General features: G+C 44.8%; 36 protein-coding genes. 6 read left to right on the top strand and 30 right to left on the bottom strand.

The annotated features are described in order from the left end of the window. Positions 1–81 precede the first annotated feature (81 nt). The 7 genes from phoU to MHB43_RS10525 form a co-directional block, all read right to left on the bottom strand. The gene (gene phoU / locus MHB43_RS10555) at positions 82–741 is read right to left on the bottom strand and encodes a phosphate signaling complex protein PhoU (protein WP_101313351.1); all 660 of its coding nucleotides are present in this window, start codon (positions 739–741) and stop codon (positions 82–84) included. 63 nt (positions 742–804) lie between these two features. Further along, on the bottom strand, positions 805–1,560 hold the full coding sequence (gene pstB, locus MHB43_RS10550) for a phosphate ABC transporter ATP-binding protein PstB (protein WP_221823161.1): 756 nt from the start codon (positions 1,558–1,560) through the stop codon (positions 805–807). A 229-nt stretch (positions 1,561–1,789) separates the two neighbouring features. After that, the gene (locus MHB43_RS10545; protein WP_405131928.1) at positions 1,790–2,971 is read right to left on the bottom strand and encodes a methyl-accepting chemotaxis protein; all 1,182 of its coding nucleotides are present in this window, start codon (positions 2,969–2,971) and stop codon (positions 1,790–1,792) included. A 152-nt stretch (positions 2,972–3,123) separates the two neighbouring features. Further along, entirely contained in the window at positions 3,124–3,852 is a 729-nt protein-coding gene (locus tag MHB43_RS10540) for a response regulator transcription factor (protein ID WP_036609823.1), read from the bottom strand. 116 nt (positions 3,853–3,968) lie between these two features. Further along, on the bottom strand, positions 3,969–5,789 hold the full coding sequence (pnpS, locus tag MHB43_RS10535; protein ID WP_405131927.1) for a two-component system histidine kinase PnpS: 1,821 nt from the start codon (positions 5,787–5,789) through the stop codon (positions 3,969–3,971). Positions 5,790–5,832: 43 nt separating this feature from the next. Continuing rightward, on the bottom strand, positions 5,833–6,180 hold the full coding sequence (locus MHB43_RS10530; RefSeq protein ID WP_339183674.1) for a cupin domain-containing protein: 348 nt from the start codon (positions 6,178–6,180) through the stop codon (positions 5,833–5,835). Positions 6,181–6,474: 294 nt separating this feature from the next. Then, the gene (locus MHB43_RS10525; RefSeq protein WP_405131926.1) at positions 6,475–7,344 is read right to left on the bottom strand and encodes an SDR family oxidoreductase; all 870 of its coding nucleotides are present in this window, start codon (positions 7,342–7,344) and stop codon (positions 6,475–6,477) included. Between the two features lie 389 nt (positions 7,345–7,733). Between MHB43_RS10525 and MHB43_RS10520 the strand changes: the two genes are divergently transcribed. Next, entirely contained in the window at positions 7,734–9,293 is a 1,560-nt protein-coding gene (locus MHB43_RS10520) for a histidine kinase N-terminal 7TM domain-containing protein (protein WP_339183669.1), read from the top strand. 262 nt (positions 9,294–9,555) lie between these two features. Here MHB43_RS10520 and MHB43_RS10515 read toward each other — a convergent pair whose 3' ends face one another. The 5 genes from MHB43_RS10515 to MHB43_RS10495 all read right to left on the bottom strand — a co-directional run bounded on the left by MHB43_RS10515 (position 9,556) and on the right by MHB43_RS10495 (position 14,294). Beyond that, positions 9,556–9,981, bottom strand: coding sequence for a hypothetical protein (locus tag MHB43_RS10515; protein WP_017689485.1), 426 nt, complete (start codon positions 9,979–9,981; stop codon positions 9,556–9,558). A 135-nt stretch (positions 9,982–10,116) separates the two neighbouring features. Next, the gene (mdh, locus tag MHB43_RS10510; protein WP_076318370.1) at positions 10,117–11,058 is read right to left on the bottom strand and encodes a malate dehydrogenase; all 942 of its coding nucleotides are present in this window, start codon (positions 11,056–11,058) and stop codon (positions 10,117–10,119) included. 15 nt (positions 11,059–11,073) lie between these two features. After that, the gene (gene icd / locus MHB43_RS10505) at positions 11,074–12,366 is read right to left on the bottom strand and encodes an NADP-dependent isocitrate dehydrogenase (RefSeq protein ID WP_036609828.1); all 1,293 of its coding nucleotides are present in this window, start codon (positions 12,364–12,366) and stop codon (positions 11,074–11,076) included. Between the two features lie 147 nt (positions 12,367–12,513). Next, on the bottom strand, positions 12,514–13,626 hold the full coding sequence (gene citZ, locus MHB43_RS10500) for a citrate synthase (protein WP_017689488.1): 1,113 nt from the start codon (positions 13,624–13,626) through the stop codon (positions 12,514–12,516). Between the two features lie 443 nt (positions 13,627–14,069). Then, positions 14,070–14,294 carry a helix-turn-helix domain-containing protein gene (locus tag MHB43_RS10495; RefSeq protein ID WP_405131925.1) on the bottom strand — a complete coding sequence of 75 codons (225 nt, stop codon included), beginning with the start codon at positions 14,292–14,294 and terminating at the stop codon, positions 14,070–14,072. A gap of 164 nt (positions 14,295–14,458) precedes the next feature. On the opposite strand from MHB43_RS10495, the gene MHB43_RS10490 reads away from it, so the two are divergent. Next, positions 14,459–14,683: a helix-turn-helix domain-containing protein gene (locus tag MHB43_RS10490; RefSeq protein ID WP_405131924.1), complete on the top strand. Its 225-nt coding sequence runs from the start codon at positions 14,459–14,461 to the stop codon at positions 14,681–14,683. A 230-nt stretch (positions 14,684–14,913) separates the two neighbouring features. Here the strand turns inward: MHB43_RS10490 and MHB43_RS10485 are convergent, their stop codons facing one another. From MHB43_RS10485 to MHB43_RS10470, 4 genes are all read right to left on the bottom strand, one after another. After that, on the bottom strand, positions 14,914–15,285 hold the full coding sequence (locus MHB43_RS10485) for a hypothetical protein (protein ID WP_405131923.1): 372 nt from the start codon (positions 15,283–15,285) through the stop codon (positions 14,914–14,916). Between the two features lie 132 nt (positions 15,286–15,417). Next, the gene (locus MHB43_RS10480; RefSeq protein ID WP_405131922.1) at positions 15,418–15,957 is read right to left on the bottom strand and encodes an accessory gene regulator B family protein; all 540 of its coding nucleotides are present in this window, start codon (positions 15,955–15,957) and stop codon (positions 15,418–15,420) included. Beyond that, positions 15,954–16,580 carry a hypothetical protein gene (locus MHB43_RS10475; RefSeq protein WP_405131921.1) on the bottom strand — a complete coding sequence of 209 codons (627 nt, stop codon included), beginning with the start codon at positions 16,578–16,580 and terminating at the stop codon, positions 15,954–15,956. The genes MHB43_RS10480 and MHB43_RS10475 overlap by 4 nt, the downstream gene beginning before the upstream one ends. 87 nt (positions 16,581–16,667) lie before the next feature. Then, entirely contained in the window at positions 16,668–17,000 is a 333-nt protein-coding gene (locus MHB43_RS10470; protein ID WP_405131920.1) for a YolD-like family protein, read from the bottom strand. 164 nt (positions 17,001–17,164) lie between these two features. On the opposite strand from MHB43_RS10470, the gene MHB43_RS10465 reads away from it, so the two are divergent. From MHB43_RS10465 to MHB43_RS10450, 4 genes are all read left to right on the top strand, one after another. Beyond that, entirely contained in the window at positions 17,165–17,806 is a 642-nt protein-coding gene (locus tag MHB43_RS10465) for a hypothetical protein (RefSeq protein WP_405131919.1), read from the top strand. A gap of 13 nt (positions 17,807–17,819) precedes the next feature. Then, on the top strand, positions 17,820–18,023 hold the full coding sequence (locus tag MHB43_RS10460) for a hypothetical protein (RefSeq protein WP_405131918.1): 204 nt from the start codon (positions 17,820–17,822) through the stop codon (positions 18,021–18,023). 135 nt (positions 18,024–18,158) lie between these two features. After that, positions 18,159–18,362 carry a hypothetical protein gene (locus MHB43_RS10455; RefSeq protein ID WP_405131917.1) on the top strand — a complete coding sequence of 68 codons (204 nt, stop codon included), beginning with the start codon at positions 18,159–18,161 and terminating at the stop codon, positions 18,360–18,362. Further along, complete coding sequence (locus tag MHB43_RS10450) at positions 18,343–18,600, top strand: hypothetical protein (RefSeq protein WP_405131916.1); 258 nt, start codon at positions 18,343–18,345, stop codon at positions 18,598–18,600. Before MHB43_RS10455 ends, MHB43_RS10450 begins: the two co-directional genes overlap by 20 nt. A gap of 63 nt (positions 18,601–18,663) precedes the next feature. Here MHB43_RS10450 and MHB43_RS10445 read toward each other — a convergent pair whose 3' ends face one another. The 14 genes from MHB43_RS10445 to MHB43_RS10380 all read right to left on the bottom strand — a co-directional run bounded on the left by MHB43_RS10445 (position 18,664) and on the right by MHB43_RS10380 (position 25,611). After that, positions 18,664–19,392 (bottom strand): N-acetylmuramoyl-L-alanine amidase, encoded by a 729-nt coding sequence (locus MHB43_RS10445; RefSeq protein ID WP_405131915.1) that lies wholly within the window; start codon positions 19,390–19,392, stop codon positions 18,664–18,666. Further along, entirely contained in the window at positions 19,385–19,594 is a 210-nt protein-coding gene (locus MHB43_RS10440) for a holin (protein WP_405131914.1), read from the bottom strand. Before MHB43_RS10440 ends, MHB43_RS10445 begins: the two co-directional genes overlap by 8 nt. Positions 19,595–19,608: 14 nt before the next feature. Continuing rightward, entirely contained in the window at positions 19,609–19,887 is a 279-nt protein-coding gene (locus MHB43_RS10435) for a hypothetical protein (RefSeq protein ID WP_256721179.1), read from the bottom strand. Positions 19,888–19,987: 100 nt separating this feature from the next. Beyond that, positions 19,988–20,146: a hypothetical protein gene (locus MHB43_RS10430; protein ID WP_405131913.1), complete on the bottom strand. Its 159-nt coding sequence runs from the start codon at positions 20,144–20,146 to the stop codon at positions 19,988–19,990. Continuing rightward, positions 20,146–20,439: a hypothetical protein gene (locus MHB43_RS10425; protein WP_405131912.1), complete on the bottom strand. Its 294-nt coding sequence runs from the start codon at positions 20,437–20,439 to the stop codon at positions 20,146–20,148. The genes MHB43_RS10430 and MHB43_RS10425 overlap by 1 nt, the downstream gene beginning before the upstream one ends. 69 nt (positions 20,440–20,508) lie before the next feature. Further along, the gene (locus MHB43_RS10420) at positions 20,509–20,961 is read right to left on the bottom strand and encodes a hypothetical protein (protein ID WP_405131911.1); all 453 of its coding nucleotides are present in this window, start codon (positions 20,959–20,961) and stop codon (positions 20,509–20,511) included. After that, the gene (locus MHB43_RS10415; RefSeq protein WP_405131910.1) at positions 20,961–21,269 is read right to left on the bottom strand and encodes a hypothetical protein; all 309 of its coding nucleotides are present in this window, start codon (positions 21,267–21,269) and stop codon (positions 20,961–20,963) included. The genes MHB43_RS10420 and MHB43_RS10415 overlap by 1 nt, the downstream gene beginning before the upstream one ends. Next, positions 21,270–21,950 (bottom strand): tail fiber protein, encoded by a 681-nt coding sequence (locus MHB43_RS10410; RefSeq protein ID WP_405131909.1) that lies wholly within the window; start codon positions 21,948–21,950, stop codon positions 21,270–21,272. 15 nt (positions 21,951–21,965) lie between these two features. Then, positions 21,966–22,607, bottom strand: coding sequence for a hypothetical protein (locus MHB43_RS10405; RefSeq protein WP_405131908.1), 642 nt, complete (start codon positions 22,605–22,607; stop codon positions 21,966–21,968). Beyond that, positions 22,591–23,778, bottom strand: a complete 1,188-nt coding sequence (locus MHB43_RS10400) for a baseplate J/gp47 family protein (protein WP_405131907.1) — start codon at positions 23,776–23,778, stop codon at positions 22,591–22,593. Before MHB43_RS10400 ends, MHB43_RS10405 begins: the two co-directional genes overlap by 17 nt. Then, entirely contained in the window at positions 23,768–24,133 is a 366-nt protein-coding gene (locus MHB43_RS10395; protein ID WP_405131906.1) for a DUF2634 domain-containing protein, read from the bottom strand. The genes MHB43_RS10400 and MHB43_RS10395 overlap by 11 nt, the downstream gene beginning before the upstream one ends. Beyond that, on the bottom strand, positions 24,115–24,510 hold the full coding sequence (locus MHB43_RS10390) for a Gp138 family membrane-puncturing spike protein (RefSeq protein WP_405131905.1): 396 nt from the start codon (positions 24,508–24,510) through the stop codon (positions 24,115–24,117). Before MHB43_RS10390 ends, MHB43_RS10395 begins: the two co-directional genes overlap by 19 nt. Further along, on the bottom strand, positions 24,507–25,298 hold the full coding sequence (locus MHB43_RS10385) for a phage protein (RefSeq protein WP_405131904.1): 792 nt from the start codon (positions 25,296–25,298) through the stop codon (positions 24,507–24,509). Before MHB43_RS10385 ends, MHB43_RS10390 begins: the two co-directional genes overlap by 4 nt. Beyond that, a complete protein-coding gene (locus MHB43_RS10380) occupies positions 25,288–25,611 on the bottom strand; it encodes a phage baseplate plug protein (protein ID WP_405131903.1) in 324 nt (107 codons plus the stop codon). Before MHB43_RS10380 ends, MHB43_RS10385 begins: the two co-directional genes overlap by 11 nt. Positions 25,612–25,619: the final 8 nt, after the last annotated feature.

The raw sequence follows: 25,619 nt of genomic DNA, 5'->3' as shown, positions 1-25,619 counted from the left end.
ACCTGAGAGAAAGTCCTTTTCCATTCATATGATTGCATTACTTTATCAGTACTGATTCCCCAATTCCAAAGCAATGCTCTTCTATTGATTCAGATCCGGACGTTTACCTGTCACCAGGTACACCGTGCTCTCACCAATGTTGGTTGCATGATCACCAATACGTTCAATATAACGCCCAACCATCATCAGCAGCATAGCCTGTGAAGCCTGATTAGGATGCTCCGTCATTAACGTGTAGAGATCACTGATCATGTGGCTATACAGTTGGTCTACCTGATCGTCCGTTTGAGCCATTTTATAGGCCAGGTCTGTGTTTTCTTTCAGGAAAGATTCGATGGATTCATCGACCATGGATTTCACGATTTCTGCCATTTGCGGGATATCCACCAGCGGTTTAATCAGCTTCTGTCCATCCATCCGGAGTGTCACCTTCGCCACGTCGAGCGCAAGATCTCCCATACGCTCCAGATCACTGGAGATTTTGAATGCCACGATAATACGTCTGAGATCCTTTGCCACCGGCTGTTGTGTGATGATCAGTTTGGAGCCAAGTTCCATAATTTTGTCTTCAAGGGCATTCAGATTCGCATCATTCTTGATGATGACCTGAGCTTTCTCCGCGTTCATCGTTTGTAAACTCTCAATAGCACCATCCAATGCTGCTCCTACATGTTCACCCATTTGTTTGAGCAAGGTACGCAGCTCTTCAAGCTCCTGATCAAATTCTTTTCTGCGAATCATAGATTTCATGTCCTCCTTATCCATCATCTCCGGGTATGCCGGGATCATTCCAATTCAGCTCGCTTAACCGAACCTTCCAGATATATAATCCTCGGTCCGGGAATCTTGCGGTGTGGAGAATAACGTCTCCGTATCAGCTGCCTCCACCACTTCACCATTCAGGAAAAATACCGTGCGTCCAGATACCCGTGCCGCCTGGTGCATATTGTGGGTAACCATAACGATCGTATACTTGTGATGCAATTCCTTCACCAGTTCCTCAATCTTCAATGTGGAGATCGGGTCGAGTGCAGACGTTGCTTCATCCATCAGTAGAACGTCTGGCTGTACAGCCAGCGCCCGTGCAATACAGAGACGCTGTTGTTGTCCGCCAGACAGACTAAGTGCCGACTTTTTCAATACATCCTTCACTTCATCCCATAGGGCAGCATGGACAAGACTCTGTTCCACCAACTGATCCAGTTCAGCCTTTTGGGTTACCCCGTGCAAGCGCGGTCCATAAGCCACGTTATCGTATATGGATTTTGGAAAAGGATTCGGTTGTTGGAACACCATGCCAACTCGTTTGCGCAGTGTCTCCACTTCAATCTCATTACTGTAAATGTCAGAGCCATCCAGCATAACCTGTCCTTCCACACGAACACCCGGAATCATGTCATTCATCCGGTTTAACGTGCGAAGCAATGTCGATTTACCACAACCTGACGGCCCGATGAACGCAGTAACGGTTTTTTCCGGCAGATCCATCGATATATTTTTAAGCGCGTGATGCGTATCATAATATAAATTAAGATTTTCAATGTGAATGAGGTCCTTCATGGATGTTCACTTCTCCTTCGCTGCAGGGACACGGAAACTCCCTTTACGTTGAGACCGATACTGATAATCTTTCATCGCTGCTCGGCCATCTTTAATATCCTACCCTTTCATTGTAAAAACAGTATCACTTTCATGTTAACGGAATGTAAAAAAGACATCCTTAACCTTCATGATCTGCTTAATGGATCAATCTGATTGCTGATGCCTGCCTTAATGACTACCTTATAGTTTACTCACTATTCGAAACCATCTCATCCAGCTTCGTACGAATGTGCTCTGCAACTTCTCCAGCTTTCCCACCTTCCATGGCGATCTCTTCTGCTATACGAGACAAATCTCTCACTGCACTGTTCAGTTGTCGGAACGTTGCTCCCCCTGCAGTGACATGCACCGAACTGTCGTCAATCTCCGCTCCGCTTGCCTTAACCAGTTCAACAGTCTGAAGGGTCAATCCACCAATATTCTCTAGCAATGAAGACATGTTGCCCGCAACCTCACGGGTCTGTTTTGCGAGCGCTCGAATCTCCCCTGCAACAATCTGAAAACCTCTTCCATATTCTCCAGCATGAGCTGCTTCGATGGAAGCATTCAGGGCGAGGAGACCACTTTGATCTGCCAGGGAGCGAATGGATTGTGCCATGCCTGAGCCTGTTTTGATCGAATTCAGCATGTGATCTGCATGTTGACCTTGACTCTCCATATGCTGATGTACCCGGTTATAGGAAGCATCAACGTCCTTCAAACTCTCTTCCCCATGCTTGGACAATGCCATGATCTCACGTGCTTCATGTACAGTCTGATTCGCTGCATGCACCAGCTTGGTGACTGCATCGTTGATTCTCGATATCTCCTGTCTGCTCTCGGTTACCGTACGCACACGCTCTGCCGATGAAGCCTGTTGCAGCCTGCGGGAGAGGGACATCACATCACGCATCGTCAGCACACCAAGCAGCCTGTCTTGTTCCGTAACCAGCAGACAATCGTAGAAATGCTGTTCATTCCGTCCAAGTGCGATATCAATAATCGTTGAGGCTTCCATATGAATATCTGCTATAACCGGAGATGTATTCACTACTTGTATGACCGGCTTACGGTAGAATAGATCTGCGGCAAAACGGCCATTTAACATCCGATATAACGTCTCTCGCATTAACAATCCAGTAGGTTTCATCTGCTCATCACACAATACAATACATGGGTGCTCCTGATCCTGATTCATCATCGTCGCTGCTTCTCCACAGGTCGTATGGACCCCCGCGACAGGTACCTGACGATAATAGTCATGCAAATGGATTACAGACTCTTCAGCAACTATTGCTACTTCAGTTTGCTCCATTATGGGTGTCGTTAATTCTTCATTATGTAAAACAACATGAGGCTGGTCGGGTTTCACTTCGAGCAACATGGGCATAAATGCGCAATCTCCTTTACGTATTAGCTCCGTCTTGAGGTGGGAGGTATAGGTACAAAGTATCACTAATATAAGTCCATGCTACTCCCTCTACGTAAAGTAAAATCTTCCTTTATGTTAAATGAACGTAAAATAAAACTCCCCGATCATTGCTAACTTGAATGATGGGGAGTTTTTCTTTTGACAACCAATTTATAACCTACACCACGAATCGAATCAATATGAACCGATTCCGGGTCCAGCTCCAGCTTTTTACGTAATGAGCTGACGTGAACATCCACGGTTCGTTGACCTCCGATATAATCGAAGCCCCACACAGCGTTCATCAGATCATCCCTTGTCAGTACCACACCCGGCTTTTTGGCCAAATATAGAAGTACTTCGAACTCTTTTGGACGCAGACTGATGGATTGTCCACCCAATGTCACTTCATATTTCAGAGGATAAATCTCCAGCTCTCCCAGAATAATTCGTGAGCCATCCTTGTCCTCAAGCTGTGGTAAATCTTCACCATTGGAATAACGTCTTAATACCGCATCCACTCGGGCTAATAGCTCAGACACACCAAACGGTTTGGTAATATAATCATCGGCACCTGATTTCAGTCCCTGTACAACCTCGGCTTCACCGTTCTTGGCCGTCAGAATGATAACAGGTGTACTAACACCCTGTATTCTTAACTTGCTCAGAATGTCCAGACCATTCATGCCCGGAAGCATCAAATCCAGCAAAATGAGATCAAATTCCTGGGACAAGGCCCGATCATATCCTGCAGATCCGTGATCCTCTGCCGTAACGTCATAACCTTCCTGTGTCAGGTTATACGTGAGTAATCTTGATAATGTAGGTTCATCTTCAATAACTAGCAAACGCTGTGCCATGATACCCCTTCTCTCTTCATAGGTTGTCTGTTGCCACAACACTTTTTCTATCATAGCACTAATTTGTTAACGCGGTGTAAAACAATACACACTTTTTACATTTTGATACCAGACGCCTACATCTCTTCGTCTTGAATGAATGGAAGGATCACACGGAACGTTGTCCCCATGCCCAGTTCACTCTCTACAGACAATTTGCCATGATGCAGTTCCACCAGATGTTTAACGATGGAAAGTCCAAGGCCTGTGCCTCCTGAATTACGGGATCTGCCTTTATCAACGCGATAGAACCGTTCGAAGATTCGCGGCAAATCTTTTTTCGGTATGCCAATTCCTGTATCTGAAACCGCAAAGATGACTTCATCATCGTTATCCATCGTCACCTGTAACTTCACTCGTCCACCATCGGGGGTATAGTTGATGCCGTTCGATAACAGATTGATGAATATCTGCTTCATCTTATCCTCATCTGCTTCAATGTACAGTTCCTCCGGAACATGCATTTCCAGACGAATCTGCTTTTTCTCCGCCACCTTGGACAAGGTGCCCAGCACCATTTCGAAGAAAGAGTGTACATGGACAGGTGAGCATTGCAACGGTGCGCGTTTCGATTCAATTTTGGATAACTCCAGAATATCCCCGATTAATCGGTTAAGTCGATCTCCTTCATCATAGATGATTTTCAGGAATGATCTCTCTGTCTCCTTATCCTGTACCCCGCCGCTAAGCAGCGTTTCGGCAAACCCTTTGACTGCAGCAACTGGTGTCTTGAGCTCATGAGAGACATTTGCAACAAACTCACTGCGCATTGACTCCAATCGGCGAATCGCTGTCACGTCCTGCAACAGGAACAACATGCCCCGATACCCACCATCATCTTCAGACATCGGTACTCCATCAATACGGATCAGTTTTTCCTCCGGGTTGAACACACTCACTTCTTCATGCATCCGTTCTTTCAGTGCAACACTCTCTTCGATGGTACGTGTTAATTCGTAGTGTCTTTTCAATTCAGTATAAGGCTTACTCGTAACCTTTCCTGCCTGAATACCAAGCATACGCTCCGCTTCCCGATTGACCAGTGCAATGGATTGCCCTGCGTCGATCATGACAATTCCTCCGGTCATGTTCGCGAGGACACTCTGTAACAACGCTTCATTGTCACGAATCGTCTTCAGCTGTGACTGCAAGCTGTCTGCCATTCCGTTTATGGCAAGCCCCAGTTGTCCGATCTCATCTCTACGCGTTACATCAACTCTGGCATCGTATTCCAGTTTGGTGATCCGATGGGCCACTTTTGTAATATGCTCAATCGGGGAGGTTAATCCGCGTGCAACCCGATAACTGACAAACGCGACAATTAGGAACAATAGTCCAAGTGCAGCAAACATAATCATCCAACCACGCTGAAGCCCTTGATCCACAGCCTGTAGACTCATGGATAGACGAATGTAGCCATCAAATTTGCCGCTAGGGATTTCAATCATGTCACTTTGATCCGAATTCACAGGTAGTGCTACATACAGCATGTCTTGTCCCAATGTCTCACTGTAACGTATGGATTGGCCGTATCCATCTCCGACGGCACCCTTAATCTCCTCACGGTTCAAGTGATTATCCATGGATGCCGGATCACTCTCGGAATCCCCAATGACCATGCCGTCTTTATTGATGAAGGTTACCCGGGAATCCGTCAGACGATCCAGTTCCAACGCCCGATCTGAATAATACTTTCGTGTGGCTTCCGAGGTTGGATCACTTGCATCATGGAATGGAAAAGTTGCTTTGAGCAAATTAATCTCGCGCACCATGGTTTGCTCCAATGCGGCTATATGCGTAGTCTTAAACACTCTGCCCATCGTATATCCAGCCACAATGACGGATACGCCGATTAGCACCATCATAATGATGGCAAGGCGAATTCGGAACGGTCTCATCTATCTCTTCCTTTATGATCAGATTAATATCTTATGAATTGCTCTACATTGAATCCAGTTCAATTCGGTCCCCACGGGTACCTGGATTGGAAATTACGAGAAACTCCACTTCCTCGTTGCTCCGATTCATCATCTGATGCGGCATTCCGGGTGCAATCTCTATTCCTTCATGGGTTTCCAGAACAAACGTCTCTCCATTAAGTTCCATACACGCTTCACCGCTGAGGATGAAAAAAAACTGACGGCTTACTGAATGAACATGTCGTATTTCAGCCGTTCCTGCGGGCATTCTCTCATGAATGATGCTCAATTTTTCGTTTTGAACAAGGTGCCAACCATCGCACTGTGCACCCCATATATAATGTGCTGCATTCTGTTTGCTCATTTTCATATGACTTGTCCCTCCGAGTATAATTGCTCAATCTATCATATCACAGAATAGGGGACTCCCAATCTTTTCAGTCAGCACTGTGCAATACGCTATTCGACTGCAGTCAGACAAGGCTAATAATAAAATATCATAGTTGTATCAACAGAGATGCCGACTTTTGTAAACAGGTGCTAAACCGCATCTTTGACATACATATTCACCTGATATCAAAAAGGCGCACCGCTCAGCCATGCTGAAAGCGATGCGCCTCTCTATATCATCAATCCTATCCTGAGTCTAAACGTTCTTTACGTATTATCCGTTCACCACTTCGCCGCCATTTACATGCATCACCTGTCCGCTCACATACGAAGAATCATCTGAAGCTAGATATACATAGGCGGGAGCCAGTTCATCCGGTTGTCCTGGCCGCTTCATTGGCTGCGTTGCGCCGAACTCACTTACTTTTTTCTCATCAAATGTGGATGGAATGAGTGGTGTCCAGATCGGCCCTGGTGCAACGGCATTAACACGAATTCCCTTCTCAATCACATTCATCGACAGCGAACGAGTGAACGAAGTGATTGCTCCTTTGGTAGACGAATAGTCAAGCAGGGTCGGGCTGCCGCGATAGGCTGTGATGGAGGTTGTATTAATTATCGTACTGCCCTGCTTCAGATGTGGAAGGGCTGCTTGTGTCACATAGAACATGCCGAAGATATTGGTACGGAATGTACGCTCCAGCTGTTCTGGCGTAATATCCTCCAGATTCTGCTGTGGATGCTGCTCTGCTGCGTTATTCACGACAATGTCCAGTTTGCCCAGTTCATTCACTGTCTGCTGAACCGACTTCTTCGCAAAGGCATCATCACCAATATCACCTGCAATCAAGATGCACTTGCGCCCTTCTTGTTCAACCTGACGCTTCGTTTCCTCGGCATCTTCGTGCTCGTTCAGGTATACAATGGCGACATCCGCGCCTTCCTTGGCATACGTAACAGCAACAGCACGTCCAATTCCGCTGTCACCCCCTGTAATAAGCGCCACCTTACCCGTCAGTTTACCTGCTGCCTTGTATTCAGGCTTCTCAAATTCCGGTCTGGGATGCATCTCTGATTCGATTCCGGGGCGTTGATCTTGATGCTGTGCTGGCATTGTTTTTTGATTTTGCGGTGTAGTTGACATCTAACATTCTCCTCTCAAAATGTGAACATATTTGGATTACAGAAGACATGGACATAACTGCACACTTCCTTGTCTTTCGTTCTCTGAAAAAAGTCTCATTCTGTAGGATGGCAGTAACAGTCCAGATTATTCTTCTGTGATCAACAGCAACTCAAGCCTCAGCGTGCTGTCTCTAATCGTTATTTACCACTCTCTTTGGATATCAAACAACCTATTTGCTTTAATGCCTGTTTTGCCAAAATTCGAAATTTATTCGAAATTAGACTGTTTCATGATACAAAGTGTATTCCTATGCTGCTTGGGCTGATGTACAATGTACAGTATACTGATGTGCTTTAACTCTCATTTTTATTGTTTTAATCATTCTAACCTAACATGGAGACCTGACAATGGAATCGCATATTAATACATATATAACACTCGTAGCTACTTCAGCCGTGCTGAATGTCTTTTTGTGTTTATATACCTATTTCAGAAGATCCGAGATCCCCAGTTCCAAAATATTCATTCTCTACACAGCAGCACTCTCCATATACACTTTTGGTTATGCAATTGAGTTGGCCAGCAACACGCTGGAACAGATGAAGTTTTGGACCACCGTAGAGTATATAGGCATGCCCTTCTCCGCATCTCTTGGCCTCATGTTGATGATAAAGTACACAGGAAAAACGTTATCCAAAAAGGTAACTGCCTCATTGTTTGTAATCCCTTCCATTACACTAGCTATGGTTGCAACCAATGACTTTCATCATCTATTTTATAAAAAAGTATGGCTGAGAGAAGATAGTCCCGTTCCTCTGATGGATATCGCAGTGGGTCAATGGTATGTTGTACACGGTGCATTCACCTTTTCCTGTCTGTTATGTGCCTGCCTCATTCTGATCGGACAATGGAGACATACCAAGAAGATGTATCGTCGTCAATTACTCACTCTCATTACTTCACAGATTATTCCTATGGTCGCAGCTTTTCTGTATTTGCTTGGTGTGACCCCCGGCGGGATGGACCCCGTACCCGTACTCATGTGTATCACGTCTGCTATGTATATCTGGGCGATTCTATCCTCACGTCTACTGACCATCGTACCCATCGCCAAAGACAGTATTTTCGAGAGCATGCGTGAAGGTGTTATTGTACTGGATAGTTTCAATCGACTGGTCGATTACAACCGATCTCTGCGTGACATGTTACCAGAGCTTGATACAACTATGATTGGCCAACCCTTGGATGATATCTGGCTTAATCTTGCTGGAAAGACGTTTCCCGTTGAATACGGAAGAGAAGGATTGCAAACCGATCTTTACTGGCAGTTAAATGGAGAGACCGTCTGTTATCAGGTCAGGACATCTTACGTGTATAACAAGGATGCACAGACTGTGGGCAGTCTAATTATGTTAATCGATATAACGGAACAACGCTTCTTGCAAGAACAGCTGAAACAACTGGCTTATTTCGATGGTTTGACCAAAATCTATAACCGCACTCAATTTTTGCATAGAGGACGGGAGATTTTGAGTGAAGCTCAGCTTAATCTACAACCTGTTTCATTTATTTTATTTGATATTGATTACTTTAAACGCATCAACGATACTTACGGGCATGATGTTGGCGATCAGGCCATCATTCATGTGGTCTCTGTTTGTAATCGATATTTAAGTCCTGAGATGTTGTTTGCCCGTTATGGAGGAGAAGAGTTTGTCATCGCCCTTCCGAATACCTCGCTTCAAGAAGCCGAGAAACTTGCCGAACAACTGAGAGTTGCCTTATTGAATGACCCCCTGGATGTTAAGGGAGTGCCTATTACACTGACCTCAAGCTTTGGTATTGCCCAGTACAATGGAGGGTCAGATTCGCTGGAGTCCTTGTTACGCGACGCTGATACTGCCTTGTACGAATCCAAGCGCAACGGTCGAAATGCAGTGCGTGCGTATACTGTGAGTACAACCTAACCAATGTAGACAGTGTCTGATGGAGTATGCATGCTGTTATGAAGGGTAGTGATCCCTCTAGTTCCAGTTCAAATACACCGAGGACCGCTGATCTCATCTCGGTAATAAAAAAATAGACAGCCAATGAGGCTGTCTATTTTTTATTTGTTTCAACGGAACACCATCTTACATATCATCTGGCTTGTCCTAATTACGTCTGCAAACGCTTAACCAACAACTAACAATACATCTTCGTAGGATGGATTAACCGTCCACAACGCACTTAGATCACCTGATTATTCACCATCAGGTACACCATGATTAGCAAGAATACAGCCAGAAGTGTACTGAACATACGGATCTTGCTTTGCTCAGGACCCACATCACGCTTGTTTTTCACACCTTCAGCAGCGAGTCGCAGCGGTTTACCCATAATTCCTCCAATAGCCGCAATAGCCAAGAGCAGAACAACAACAACAGCCATCCAGACATGAGAATACTCACCTTTGGTCATCAGGTAACCACCAGTAAGAAGTTGGATTACAAGTCCATACTGCGCGACTTTGTTCAAAGAACGAAGTGATGCAAAGGCTCCCTCTTGTGCTGCGGCATTCAAAGTACGGATTTTACCGACCACAAATGGCAGAATCAAATAGAATCCCATCGCCAGTGCTCCAACAATATGGAGCAGATACATAATCATTGTCAAAATTTTCATCCTCCTCAACATTTTCGGTGTGCTATACATCACATCCCATTATACTGGGGAACTTATCCAAAGAAAAGAAAACCTCCGGGTTTACCGGAGGTTTTCTTTTAGCTTCTGTTCAAAAAGTTTTCAAACTTACAGGTTTACTACCGAAATGACGTTGCGAACCGAATCAGCAGATTTGTCCAATCCTGCTTTTTCTTCCGCTGTCAGGTCAAGTTCGAATATTTTCTCAATGCCATTACCACCCAAAATGGTTGGTACACCGAGGAACAGATCATTATAGCCATATTCACCTTCAAGATAAGCGATCACTGGAATGATACGTTTCTTGTCCTTCAAAATGGCTTCGGTCATCTGAACAAGCGAAGCTGCTGGTGCGTAATAGGCACTGCCGTTACCCAGCAAATTCACAATCTCGCCTCCGCCAACACGTGTGCGTTGAACAATGGCCTCAATGCGGTCTGCCGGAATCAGCGTGTCAATCGGAATACCACCTACGCTCGAATAACGAACGAGGGGCACCATGTCGTCTCCGTGGCCGCCAAGAACGAAACCACGAACATCTTCAACAGATACATTCAGCTCTTGCGCAATGAAGGTACAATAACGTGCTGTATCCAGAACACCTGACTGACCGATAACACGGTTTTTAGGAAAACCAAGGGTCTGATAAGCTGCATAAGTCATCGCATCCACCGGGTTGCTTAGAATAATGACGATGGAATCAGGGCAATATTTTTTCACATTTTCACAAACGGACTTCACGATACCCGCATTCGTATTGACCAGATCGTCGCGGCTCATACCCGGTTTACGGGCGATGCCAGCGGTGATGATTACAATCTCAGAACCTGCAGTATCTTCGTAGTTGGAAGTACCGACGATATGACTGTCAAATCCTTGAACAGGACTTGCTTCCATCATATCGAGTGCTTTCCCCTTCGTCGGGTTCTCCAGTTGAGGAATATCAACCAGCACAACATCCCCGAGTTCTTTTTGGGCAAGCATTAATGCGGTCGTAGCACCGGTAAAACCGGCGCCGACTACTGTGATTTTTTTGCGCTGAATAGTCAAGATTCACATCTCCCCTTACAGGTTTTTAATGATTTGATCCGCGAATTCAGAACATTTCACTTCAGTAGCGCCGTCCATCAGACGTGCAAAGTCATACGTTACTGTTTTATTGTTAATGGATGTTTCCATACCTTTGTAGATCAGGTTAGCTGCTTCTTGCCATCCCAAGTGCTCAAGCAACATTACTCCGGACAGAATAACGGAACCAGGGTTCACGACATCTTTGTCCGCGTATTTAGGTGCAGTACCGTGAGTTGCTTCGAAGATAGCATGTCCTGTTACGTAGTTGATGTTTGCTCCAGGAGCGATACCAATTCCGCCAACTTGCGCTGCAAGTGCATCGGACAGATAGTCACCGTTCAGGTTCAATGTTGCGATAACATCAAATTCGCCTGGACGAGTCAATACTTGTTGCAGAGCGATATCGGCAATCGCATCTTTTACAATGATTTTACCAGCATCTTCAGCAGCTTTTTGTGCTGCATTCGCTGCATCTGTACCTTCGTTTTCTTTGATGATGTCGTATTGTGCCCATGTGAATACTTTGTCAGCGAACTCTTCTTCAGCCACTTCATATCCCCAGTTTTTGAAGGCACCTTCTGTGAATTTCATGATATTACCTTTGTGTACCAATGTAACCGTCTTACGGTTATGGTCAATTGCGTACTGCACTGCTGCACGTACCAGACGTTTCGAACCTTCGGAAGAAACTGGTTTGATACCAATACCGGAAGTCTCAGGGAAACGGATTTTGTTAGCACCCATCTCCTGTTGCAGGAACTGGATCACTTTTTTCACTTCTTCAGAACCTTCAGCATACTCGATTCCTGCATAGATATCTTCTGTGTTCTCACGGAAAATGACCATGTCTACCAACTCAGGACGTTTAACCGGAGAAGGTACACCGTCGAAATAACGAACAGGACGCAAGCATGTGTACAGGTCAAGCTCTTGACGCAGGGCTACGTTCAGGGAACGAATACCGCCACCGATTGGCGTAGTCAATGGTCCTTTGATCGCTACGATATACTCACGAATGGCTTCCAGTGTATCATTCGGCAACCACTCACCGTATGTATCGAATGCTTTTTGTCCAGCAAACACTTCATACCATGCGATTTTTTTGTTGCCATCATAAGCTTTTTCAACAGCTGCATCCAATACACGTTTGGAAGCTTTCCAGATATCACGGCCTGTACCGTCACCTTCGATAAATGGAATGATTGGATTACTAGGTACTTGAAGTGTACCATTATCAATTTGGATTTTTTCGCCTTCAGTTGGGTGAGCAAATTTTTCTAATTTCATAGTTAAAATTCCTCCTAGGTTTCGTATATGCAGTATTCATCATACCACTAGTCTTGTTGAGAGAAGGGTCCTGAGAGCCTAAGCCAGTAAAGCCTCTGCTTTCCAACCCTTCACCCCGTCTATATTATTATACCGTTTTTGCGGCTATTAGCGAAGTTCAATAGAAACGTATTTCTGTTCTGTAGGGCCAGTGTACTCCGCACGTGGACGAATGATGCGATTGTCCGCAAGCTGTTCCAAAATATGCGCAGTCCATCCAGACACCCGGCTGATCGCAAAGATTGGAGTGAACAATTCCTGTTCGATCTCCAGTTGGGTATATACAGAAGCAGAATAGAAGTCTACGTTAGGCTTCAGTCCTTTTTGTCCTGTTACCAGTTCCTCGATCTTCACAGACATATCATACAGGCGCGTATCATTGTTCATCTCGCCAAGTTCCTTGGACATCTTCTGTAGATGTTTGGCACGTGGATCACCGTTTTTGTACACCCGATGTCCAAAGCCCATGATTTTTTCACGATTATTCAGTTTTTCCTGAATTGCCGCTTCAAGTCGATCAGGCGTACCAATCTCATTCAACATTTTCATAACGGCTTCGTTAGCACCGCCATGCAGTGGTCCCTTCAGTGCGCCAATGGCGGAAGTTACACCAGAATAGATGTCCGACAGCGTCGCAACCGTTACACGGGCTGCAAATGTCGAAGCGTTTAACTCGTGATCCGCATGCAGGACAAGGGCTTGATCCAATGCTTTCACTGCGGTCTCGGATGGTTCTTCACCAGTCATCATATATAAAAAGTTCTCTGCGATGGAAGCGCCTTCTTTTGGAGCCACAGGTTCTTTACCCTGACGGATACGGGCGATGGCTGCCACAATCGTTGGCAACTGTGCTTGCAACTTAACCGCTTTGTTCTCATTCGCTTCCGTTGTCATCTCATCCGCTTGCTCGTCGTACAGTGCAAGTGCAGAGACAGCGGAACGAAGTGCTGCCATGGTGCTGACGTTTTTCGGATACAATTGGATTTGTGCAATCAACTCGCTCGGAATCGGCGCGTAATCGCTCAGGCTTTTACGAAGGGATTTCAGTTCATCCGTTGTTGGCAATTTACCAAACCACAACAAATAGGCAACTTCTTCAAAGCTGGCATGTTCAGCCAAATCGTCGATATCGTAACCACGGTATGTGAGCACACCGTCTACAATAGAACTGATCGAAGAGGTTGTTGCAACGATGCCTTCCAGACCTTTGGTAGCTGTCATATTACATCTCTCCTTTAATAAGCGAAATCAGGAACCATTCCAGAGTGCATATAAGTGCCAAAGTGCACCTATTCTCTTTTTGTAAACATTTTCATTTTAAAATTAACAAATATTTCAAACTGCGGTTTTCCTATCTGTCAATCGGTATTTACTTATAACATCATACTGGATTTTGTCGTTTATGTGAACATGATGAGAGTTCATTCGCACATCAAACTTCTTTATCGGACCGATAATCAATAGGCTGTTGCAATCGGTTTCAATTTGTGTCATATTGTCTCATTTTTACTGTAGCACCAACGGTTTGTTTCATTTTTGATGTGTCATTGTGTTTCATGATGTATCAATCTGTATCACTCACTTTGTGGGGGATAAGTGGGGAAAATACTCAAGAAAAAAAGCAGGATAGACTCCCTGCTTTTTTTATGCGAAATATCATAGAACTACTCTGAGAAGTCCATTTTATGTAGAGGAAGGCCGTATAACTCCCCCAACTTAGTTGCCAATTTAAATCCCATATCAGATGAGTCTCGTTCGTATGTAACCAATTCCTCCGCACTTATGTTTAATGCGCTTGAAGCTTCCGCAATTGTCATTCCTTTTCTATCCCTTGCCTCTGCCAGACTAATTTTATTCTCATCAACCGCAGTTATGTTTAACACATACATACTTCGCACCCCTTCTCTTTGTTGTCCGAGACAAGAACTTATGTTCCCATTTTAATTTATAATCCCTATTTTTACAATATGGAGCAGTTAATAAACATTTTAAGTGGCCCATTGTACATTCGTCATTTAAGCGCCTATAATAGCAAGTGGAATAATTTAGGCATATGAGGTGTGAATGGATGAACCCTGTACCGGGGAGAAGCCGTTTGCCGTACCTCTTAGCCAAACGTAAGATCAAACAGACTGATCTTGCTAGAGAACTGAACCTGACTGAAGGGTTCATATCTCAGGTTATTTCTGGAAAGAAGTACTTCTCGTATCAAAATGCAGCCCATGCAGCAAGAATACTCCGGTGTACTATGGAGGAATTGCATGAATGGGACGACTAGGCGAACGGCGGAGGCGCAAGCCCCTCCCCGGTAGAAAGTTTACCCTAGGTAAAGATTCTCCAATAACCTATCTATAAATCCAGTTATTCTCACTCCCCCTACCTCTATTAAATCCCATTATTAGCCTCTTGTAAACCATAATTGGTATCTCTGAGTTTGTCCCACGATTCAACAATATTCGACACGTTTCACCTGCATTTGTCGTAAAAAAAGAACCGCGTTAGCGGCCCTTATGTCAACACAACCCTCGGATTCATCACTGTGAGTTCTTCCATAAATGTTTTATACCTATGGTTAACTATTTCGCAACGTACTGAGTGTTTGGTGATTTCATTTTCAAAGTAAGCTTCTTTATATATTGAGTTCACGGAGACTACATTTTCCGTGTTAATAATAGTCGCTCTGTCTACGTGAAGAAATTTATACCCCATGTTGTTGATCGCATTCAACCAGTACTTCACTGGTCCTGGTAGATAATAGGTGCCTTCGGTGGAATAAATGATTGAACGATCAATCGTTCCCTCCCATGCCATATAGAATATGTTCTCGATATGGATGTCTTCAATTTTCCCACCGTCCTGGCTGGTTGTTACTGATAACATTTCACCACTCCTATTTATTAAGCAAATTTTTTGGGGGTTTCGGATTGGATACCCACGCCAAGCTTGCTGGCATTACAGAGATCACAGCCAAAGCAGAAAGTGCGGTTGCTACAGCAGAGTAGATTTTAGTTTTCATTTTAGTTTTTCACCCCCTTTAAATAATACATATGCTGCAAGCATAATTCCTTGAGCGAAGTAAGCGATGGCTGCGAACGAAGATCCTACCCAGAAATTAGAAGCAATTATAAACATCCCCACTACTTTTAATATCGGATAATATCGCTCAGGTATTATAGTTTGATCCTCAATTCCTGCTGGGGCAAAAACCATCACACATACCAGACCGATTACGGTTAATACAGTTGTAGTTAATTGATCTAACGTCACCAAGGACAACAATGTTGCCGTGCCGGCAGTGGCGACCGCACACCACGTACTTGATTCCAGATGCAAACCACCAGTAAGTTGTCGTAACACAGCAAAGGCCAACAACATTACAGCCGCATCTTTTCCGTGACCAGTAAATAATGCGCCGAGTACAGCTAGTCCTATTACGGTAAAGAAGTTTATTGAAATAATAAGCGAGTGGTTCAAATTCTCAATTGGAGCTGGGTGGTTCGGGACAACAGCCTTAATATGTTTGGCGATCCGCCAAGCGGCAGCCTCTATCAATATTCATCTCTCTCTTTCCGTATAGCATAGTAAAGAAACAACCCAACAGCCAAAGCCATATGAGCGATCACCAGCAACATATTATCTAGATAAAACATGACCGTGGAAGCCAACAATGAAAAAACAATAAACGCGGCCACTCCGATATGTTCCCATTTAAATCTGAATTTTTCGAAGTCGGCTGTAAATCCAATTTTGAATTTCAATAGGCAATACGTTACCCCTATTGCCACAACACTCGTTGCTACTTGGAGAGCAGACCCTTCAACAGAAGTAGCTAATGTTGAGGTATCTACGCCTCTAAAGAATGAAAATAGAATAACAGTTTGTACTACGGTGTAACTGAATGTACCTACGATAGCGATTATCGAAGACCACATTACAGGAACTTTTACCACAGTAGTGATAAGTAGTATAAAAAGGATAGTGCTTAGTGCAGGAGCCAAGGCGGACATAGAAGCCTCTTCACGCATCAAATAACTTTGAAAGTTTATGAGTAGACTCATAAATAATCCAGGCCATATGTATTTTCTGACCTTTATTCTAAAGATAGCAAGCATTAGAGCGAAAGCGGTCATTGTCTCAAGTGTTGAAAAAAGTAAGAACCTCGTTGGCTCCCACATGGTGCATTTCCCCTTCTCAGATCAATTAAAGTTATACTTTAATTATACTGGAAGAAGTGGCAATTACATAGCCAAAAACATACAAATTTAGAGGTTTGCAGAGATTATTTCCGCAATCGTAATTTCCTTTTTTCCATCTTCTAACAACAGGTTGACTCTACCACTTTGCTGATTAATACCAATTACAACCCCACTGTAATGTTCGTCGTCAAACGGGCTGAAGACTACCAGATCGACTTGCGTTTTTTCGTGGAAAGATTCAGCTAAAGCACGAACGATTTCTTCGATAGCTTGCTCATCCATAATGGGTTTACCTCTACGTTGTTGTTCCCTTTGATGACGCAACATTGCTTCGCGGTGTTCGGGCAAGATCATACGTGAACTTTCAAAGATTCCGTTACCCTCAAGTTTTTTACCCATAGAATATTCCTCCAATTGATAAGAACGTACGTTTGTTTGTATTATATGCGAACACGTGTTCTTTAAGCAACTGAAATATCAGGAAATTATGGAATTAGATATAGAAACATTTTCCTAGGTCTGATAGACTAGTTTTATATCATACATATATTGGAGGAATCACCTTGAAGAAAGCTTTATTACTACTCTCTGCACTCATGCTTACAGCAGCACTTACAGCCTGTGGATCAGACAAGACAGCAATTAAGGACGAAAACCCAGCACAAGCTAAGGTAGAAGAAACGGCTGCTCCAGCAGCAGAAACGACTAAGGCTGAAGAACCAGCAGCTGAACCGGTTGTGGAAGAAGCAAAAGAAGAAGCTCCGGCTCCTGACGATATCTGGACGTATTACGATAATGCAACGTGGTCAGACGACTTCAACGGTGTAAAATCAAGCATCGAGAAAGTAGTCGTTACCGATCAAGCCCCTAAAGATTATGACGAAAGTAACCTTACAGCTTCAGCAGTTGGAATCAAATTCAAGATCGAGAACACCACTGATAAGCTTTGGACTACATACCCGGACCAAGCTGAGTTGATTACATCTACTGGCGAACAGTTACAGGCTGATCTGTTTGTCTCCGATGACCTGGGTGGAGAAATCGAAGAAGGCGTTATTAAAGAAGGTAATGTCATTTGGTTCCTGGAACGTGGCCATGCAGCAGACGTTAAATGGGTCAAAGTAAAATGGTACGTTACCGAAGGCGACGGGTTCTCCATGGATGCAAAACGTGAAGAATACTCCGTTAAGCTTGAACTGAAATAATAGGAGGTTCATTATGAAATTCGGATTCCGGAAGCCATCGCTTAAAAAGCGGATATCAGCCAGGACCAGCATCAAACGTCAAATCATACATCGGTCCGGACTCAAAATGCCACGTGGTTATGGATGGCTCCGGAATCCGAAACGAGCTATCTATAACAAGGTGTACCGCAAGACTTCGTTTGATATTTTCAAGGTAATCAAAAAGTTGTTCAAATAAAAATAAGGCCCTACCAGCTAAGTGCTGATAGGGCCTTTTGTATTACCAAGCGCTTGGTATAATTCTATTGACAGCCCGATAGCGGGCGTGGTATGATCCATATATAAACCCGTTACCGGGCGTTGGAGGTTTAAGTTGAACGATCCTTTAAAACACATCATGGGCACTCAAGAAGCTGCAGAAATATGGGGATATAAATCACCCGATCATGTAAAGCGTTTATGCCGAGAAAAGAAAGTGCTCTGCGTACAGATCGGAAACACTTGGATATTAGACAGGAATCAACCAAATCCCCGCCAAATAAAAGGAGTTGCTAATAATGGATCATCTGACGAATAGTATTAAAAACACAATCAACGTAATAGACGGATATACAACCGGTACGCTGATTGTAGACGGAGAGTTCGTTGGACTGCTCCTGGAGGATGGGTCTGAATTACCTCTGGATAACAACCGACATATTGAGGTACGTAACGGTGACGGGTCATATGAGAGAGTGATGATCGATCAGATTCAGACGACAATGACCGCCGAAGGATGGCCGTTATATGCCGGCATGTACGCAAGAGTCAAATAACGCAAAAAAGGTTCTGCCAGCAATTAAGCCGGCAGAACCTTTTGTATTTTCAAACGCATAGGATTATTGTGGTGTATTCAGCGTTGCCGTCTTTGTCTTCTGATCCCAATCTATCTTGGCGCCTTTGATGTTGTCGCCAGCAGCACGTAACGGAATCAGAACCGTACCATCCTTTAAAACTGCACCCTCAATACGTTCACCATTAACGATTGCCGTGACCCCATCCTCTGGTTTTGCCGTGTCCGTTTTCTTTGCTGCCAATCCCAGGTATGAAGCGATTCCGAAAACATGACCATCAATGATTGCATCGATCACACTTGCCTTCTTGAGACGATCGGCATCCACAGCAACATCAACAAACAGATTTTCCGTCAATACAGCAGGCATCTTGGATTCACGTACCATGTGCAAGTTCTGCGCCTTCTGTCCTCGGTCGATTCCTCCCACCTTGCCCATGATCGCCTTGTGTAATGCGTCCTGAAGCTTGATGCTGTTTTGGGATGCAGATGTATACCTGAACGTCTCGAAGCCGCCCTTGCCCCCGCCAGCGTTGCAATGGATGGATATCAAGATATCAGCGCCAGCAGCGTTCGCCTTTGATGTCCTATCACGCAATTCCAAGAATACGTCTGTGGAACGGGATAACAATACCTGAACACCTTCATATTCGGCTTCCAACCTCTTTTTGATATCAAGAGACAATCCCAGCGCGACATTCTTTTCCTGTATTCCGTTCGCAACTGCTCCTGGGTCCTTACCACCATGGCCTGCATCGATCCATACTTTAAACATCTGCACCATCTCCTTTACTTACTTCCGGCAATCCTGCCAAGCTTGTAAGCAAACTTGTGACTATTGATAATACGACTGTCCCGCCCACTACACGCCAATCTACTTCTGTAAATACAGTGGTTGCGCCGATAACACCAATCGCCACTTGTGCTCCTGTTTTAATCGCCCGGACGCCTGCTGCTTGCCACCATTTCTTTGTCATAATTACATTCCCCCTTATCTTGCTTCGATTTTATCAAGGCGTTTATGAGCTTGTTTTGATGATTCTTCTACCCTCGTAAGTCGTTCTGTTACCCCAGCAAGCTGTTGATTCTGTAATCTAAGATCAACCCGAAGGTCGTCAATTCCGCGTTTGATGTAAGAAACATCCGTATGCAATGATGCGTCTTGAGTTGCTTCTTGGATAACCTCATCCTTGTAAGCCTTGGTGCGTCCGATCCAACCAATCAGCAAGCCGCTAATCGTACTGACCACGCCCAGGAGTGCTATAAACATAGTGAAGTCCACCCTTCTTTCCCCCGTCTCTATCTAATATGGAAAAGCCCCCTGACCACTCCAGAGGGCATAAAAATAGCGCACCACTTGGGTACGCTTGTTAGATCCCTTCAGTTTTTTCTAAAATGTAATCCTCAACAGCCTGGCGATAATCAGTATTCGTAATGTCATCAAGCAAGTACACCTGTCCAGTCTTAGGATTTTGTCCTTTATTCAAAATTCTCTCTGCCGCAATACGCACAACTACATCGTTCACCATTACAAAATCCCTCCTGTATTCTCATTGGCTAACAACAAAACTTGATCTTCCAATTCTTTGATACGCTGTTCTTCAGGCGACAAGACGATTGGTATCTCTTCCAGTATCGGTTGTTTTGTCTCTATATCGATCCTTACTATACGGTGCGTCAAAAAGTTAATTACTCCGTAGTCAAGGTCAATATGCTCAATCTTGGTCACCTCCTTTCGCGGAAGAACGTCCCCACTCATTTCGCCTGAATTAAATACAATTTCGCCATCTTGGTCATATATAATTCTCATCCCTACTCGCATATTAACATCGCCTCCATATCTCTATATATTGTGACCCTATGCCAAAAAACACGCTCCGTTTTGGACGTGTTACCCAAACGCTTCCCATATCATTACATCTGTATTCAATCCAGGACAGGGTAGGTTGAAAGAACTCGGAGTTACATATCCGTAGGTATTAGCCATTGGATTTCCTGAATATTCTCTTATTCTCATCATTCGAAAGTCCCTTCCAGAATAAACCAATCCGTACAATGCTAAGCTAAAGGAAGTCCCATCTGCATTCGGTACGCCCGAAGCTGTAGCTGAATCATAAGCTAAAAACGCTAATTGCTTATTAGTATTTCTCACAACGATTTTTTTGGGTCTAAAAGACAACCCTGTTACAATAAAACCCCTAAAGTTTAATGGGAATCCATCGTCCATTGTAAAGTCTTGAAAGTTTGATCCTGCTGTAAAGGAACCCGTCGCGTAATCAGGGTATACAAAGGAAGGACCATCCAACCCGTAATTATCCAATGAGTAACTATCTATCCCTGGCATTATGTCACCTCTTTACCGCTGATAATAGCAGCAATTGCGTTGGTAGGATTGCAAGATATGCGTATCACTTCCCCGGCAAGCATTATCTGATCCAAAAACGGGATGGTTACCGTGTCGTTAGCTTTAATTTCGTGATCGAATATTACGTTCGTAAAACCTAATGACATTTTAAACTTGGCCGGGGCAGATGATTGATTGCATAAAGTCACCGCTTTTACCATGGCCATGGCACCAGATGGAACTGTGTAAGCATTTATTTCCGTTAACGATACTGACCCCTTAAAAAATCTATTTGCTACTGTTGGCATCTATAACGCCCCCCATAGGTTTTCTTCTGGTGTTTGTAATACCCAAGGTGTCCATGTTGTTGTTGTAGCCTTTTGCCTTGTGTAAACTTCGTTGCTATTGAACAAAGTCACTCTCTGCAAAGTTGAACCCGAATAATTTCTAATTACTTCAACATAATAATTGGTGTTAATTCCAGGTCTGTTGGTAGCTGTTCCTACGTAATAGATTCCTGGTGTAGTTATGTTGTTCAAATCAGCTAAAGCTAAATATTGTGCGTCACCATTGTCCTCTGTAAGCTTATATTTCTGCCAAGTTTTATCATCTACATACTTTTGAGCTACTAATCTTGCATCATTGAGTGCCTTTTCAGTAGGTGCAAGACTTTCGGAACCTCCATCAATCTTGTTTGATAGCTGCACTTTACCTTTTACCGTAAGGGATGCATCCGGTATATCTGCATTTCCAATATCATCTTGTAGCTGGATTATATCGGCCTGAATCTCTTCCAAAGCAAAGTCCACATTAGATTGTTCAGCCGCCTTCTCTTGAAGCTCTTTTAAAGCGAGATAAGTCCAGTTAAGAAACCAGTTGAACCACTGCGCCGGAGGTTTCATTCCTGGTTGAAATCCAGTCTGTTTCTGAACCTCGGAAGGTTCAGTTCCTACTTCATGCCATTCAGGTACCTTTTGTGTAAATGCCACGTTGTGGCCCCCTTCCTATATTGGTAAGTCTGTATTTGTTCCTGCTTGATATACAGCCCCAAGACCGCCACCAATTGATTCATCGTTGATATCACCGAATCCGGCCGCTGAATCATAAGATTCCGGAAGTCCTCCGAATTCGAACGTCCCCTGCAATTCAATACTCTGGACACTCACCCCGGCAGCTACCGTCTTGGATATGATCTGCACGAACTGATTCAGTTCAATACCGGAAGAAGCCAATCGCTCAAGCGGAAGACGCATCAGGGCAATTGCAGCCGGTTCCGGATCAAGTGGGTCATGGAACTTCTGAGTAATTTTGATATCCGAGTAACTGGCACCTACGGCCAAGGCGATAACCCGAATAATCGTATTAACATCGCCCTTGCTCAAGTTCCGGGCTATCTTGGATTTGATCATAATCCGGTACACATCGTCTGAAGCCGCGCCGCGCTTCTGGCCCACGTTTCCGCCGATCAGATCCAGCGTTGTTCCCTTGGCCTCGTCAATGTCCCGCCACTGCTCAATCTTCTCGAACCCCTCTTTTAAATCATTGATAGGCTCACTTACGATTCTTAGCAACTTGCCTATGTTGCTTTCGGGATTTTTCGTGAACACATCGGTCAATTTACGGATTAAATCAGCTGCTGAAATCATCTGTAACCACCTCTATCCAATCAGCTGCAGTTTGTGCTACTTGGAATACCTCGATAGGTATATTTCCCGCTGTGAATGTCGTTCCATCCTGTGACAGCTCCAAGGATACATCCTCAACCCCGGCAATCTTGTAGATGGTCGATACCAGCCGCATCAGGATCACGTCATCGTTCATGCTCAGCCCCGCGTACACGGTCCCGTCTGAATCTGTTCCCCCTATGAACTGCGCGAGAGCCGAAACCACCTGTGCGTTACCGTCAGCCGGGTATGATGACGTTTTATAGATAAGGACCTTGATATGGATCGGTAACACCTCAGCACGGGAAAATGAGACGGGTTGTTCGTTGCCGCTCAGATCCTTTAAAACTACGGTTGTATCACCATAGGATTCAATACCAGCTGAGCCAACACCGAGAATGGCCGTTGCAATATCCACGTCTTCACCGCCAAGTACATAGGACTGGTAGGATTTCGGAGGCCGTCCGGCTGAATCAATATCCTTGGAGCTATTAATAATTACAGCCGCTGCACGTACACCAGCCACACGCAGGATAGCCCCTCTTATGCTATCGCCTGTAGCTGATCCGCCACCAGCAACTGACAGCCCGAACAACTCCCGAAATTCAGGGTCTGTTTGCTTGGCCCGTCCACCAGACGTGGCCGCTATGTTGGTTACTGCCGTGACATCCGGGTTGGGATTGACGATAACGGAAATGAGTCCCGCAGCCACGTTGCTACCTGTGCCCGACTCCATCGCCTCGATGGCTACAATCGTTTTGCCTGTAGAGTCAAACACAGCAGGATCAAGTGTCTCAAACTGGACATCTCCCTCTGTAGCAATCAGAAAGCCTTCTGATTGGGTATACCCCGGTGTTCCTGTCAACGTCACCGTTCCTGTAGCGTATTGGTCCAGCACCCGAGAAACGCCAACATATGGCCCCAGACGGTCCAGACTGTTACCTTCAGCGGTGTTTACGTATCCGCTGTAATATACTTTTTCAGCAAGGGCATGGACGATAGATAAGAACCAAGCAAAAAGCCGTAGGATGATACCCAGCGGCGATTTTTCAGAGGTATTCACTTTTTCGCCCCATGCTTCCTTGGCCTTATCTTCCATTTCTTCGAACAGATCCACGAAACGCTTCCGCTTGAACCCTGTTTCATCCAACACCGATTTCCACCCCCTCCTGCTCTACAACTTCGCCGTTGGTTCCGATAGCTAAAAACGAAACCGTCATAACCCTAGCCTTCCGGTCAATGCTGAACGTGATTTCCTCCACGCTCTCAATACGATCATCATCCAGGAGCGCACGGTTCAACTCATCCCGCATTTCCTCTTCATTCACAGTTTTTCCGGTGAACAGATCGAAATCAATCCCCAAGTCCGGATTCAGGAACCATTCTCCTGTCCTGGTTCCCAAGGATATTTCACAGCACTGGGCCAACTCTTCGGTATCTTCCACCAACAGTAACTCCCCAAAATCATCAAACTGGATATCCCCATCGATTAGCTTGAGAGACTGCATCCAAACACCCCCACAATAACAGCATCGTTACGGTCATGCGCTCGGCCCGTATCCGGTGGAGCAACCGAGCCTGTCATAGCGTTCCGGATTTCATTATCAGCAAATTGCACCATAACAACATCCCCCGGATGAAGAGATGGCTTATATTCCTTTTCCACGCCATCAACCTTGTATCTATGGCCCAACGCCTGAACGTTAAGAATCATGGCCGGATCATCCGAAGTCGTCCGAATCAAAGGCTGTACATCCGCTGTGCATGTACCCTCATCAAACTTGATCACTTTACACGGCGTGCCGCAATGGATATCTGCCATAGCCTTATCAACAAGCGATTGTAACAACTTTGCCATGGCCGCTGCTGGATCTACCTTGCTCATATGACCGCCTCCATATCCGTCTTGAAATCTCCCGTTCGGGTGAAGGTATGGGAACCGCTCCGGACATGAAGTCGACCAGAGAAGACACGGCTTTTTAGATCAATAGCTGAAGCAGTTGTGATCCGGTACTGAAGCTGGGACGAGAGATTGTATCCTTTGGAACCGCTCTGCTCAAAAGCAGCAGGAGTGCCAATCAGTCCAGTGTCTGAATTGAGCTTGAACAGTTCATCCGCTCCACGGCGAAGACTCCTGATATACAGCTTGCCTTTGTTGATATAGCAGCTTGTTCCGCAGTCCTTACACACCTTGGATATGATCTCTGTGACCGCACCCTTGGCGCTGTATCCGTCCTGGTACCTGTAATCCTGATTCAGATCCATTTGAGCGATAGGCAGCCCAATATAGGCCGCCATCTGTTTAATGATCTTGCTGGCCAAAGTATTTTTGGCAAAAGCGATTTCTTTAACCTGCCGCTTGGACATATCGTACCCGTCCAACACTCTCATTGTGGTGATCTTGTCCACGCCTGACCAAGCTGTACGCACATCAGATATATAGCCATGCAAGATAACCCCAATATCGCCTTTGTATCCGGCATTGACCATCAGGACTTTTCTGGCTTTGATATTATTCAACGTTGTATCCGAGAGGTTCCAGATCTTGATTTCTGCCTCATTTGGCAACGGATCATTATCAAATGGAATCGTTCCCTCTATGTTGTACTTGTCCATGCTGAATTTCATGCCCTCGGTCATGACTTCGACCACACGGCCAAAGTTATTCTTCATCCTCATCACCTTCGATCAAATATAAAAAGACGCTCTCTGAGAGCGTCCGCCAGTTCACTATATGTTCCGTCTCGGATTGATCGTATGGAACGATCGGCACCCTCGGGAAACGTTTGTCTATCACATCATAGAAAAGAGTCGTCCCGTACACCAGCTTTTCACCTGTGACCAGGACTTCTCCATCCTTCTCCAGATCCACGGTAAAGTAATCGAACTGCTCATTATATTGGACTTCAAATGTGAAAATCTCTTCATCCAGCGATATATCAAAGCGATAGGGAATCAGGTCTTTTTCGATATCGATGTAGTCCATACAACCTC

It is taken from the genome of Paenibacillus sp. FSL H8-0317 (assembly GCF_045040685.1).
Taxonomy (GTDB): Bacteria; Bacillota; Bacilli; order Paenibacillales; family Paenibacillaceae; genus Paenibacillus.
Note: the sequence above shows the minus strand (reverse complement) of the source record. Positions and strands in the feature narration are given on the sequence as shown.